Below are 521 nucleotides of genomic sequence, written 5' to 3' on the forward strand. Positions count from 1 at the left end.
CATGCTTAAACCGGGACAACCGTCGCCCGGCTAACATAGCCTTCTCCGTCCCTCCATCGCAGTAACACCAAGTACAGGAATATTAACCTGTTTCCCATCGACTACGCCTTTCGGCCTCGCCTTAGGGGTCGACTCACCCTGCCCCGATTAACGTTGGACAGGAACCCTTGGTCTTCCGGCGAGCGGGCTTTTCACCCGCTTTATCGTTACTTATGTCAGCATTCGCACTTCTGATACCTCCAGCATGCCTCACAGCACACCTTCAACGGCTTACAGAACGCTCCCCTACCCAACAACGCATAAGCGTCGCTGCCGCAGCTTCGGTGCATGGTTTAGCCCCGTTACATCTTCCGCGCAGGCCGACTCGACCAGTGAGCTATTACGCTTTCTTTAAATGATGGCTGCTTCTAAGCCAACATCCTGGCTGTCTGTGCCTTCCCACATCGTTTCCCACTTAACCATGACTTTGGGACCTTAGCTGGCGGTCTGGGTTGTTTCCCTCTTCACGACGGACGTTAGCA

The 521-nt window shown here is 54.3% G+C and carries 1 rRNA gene; it reads right to left on the reverse strand.

The annotated features are described in order from the left end of the window. A 23S ribosomal RNA gene (locus tag CKO11_RS17380) occupies positions 1-521 on the reverse strand; the annotation flags it as partial.

Source organism: Rhodobacter sp. TJ_12, assembly GCF_020023995.1.
Lineage (GTDB): Bacteria > Pseudomonadota > Alphaproteobacteria > Rhodobacterales > Rhodobacteraceae > Rhodobacter.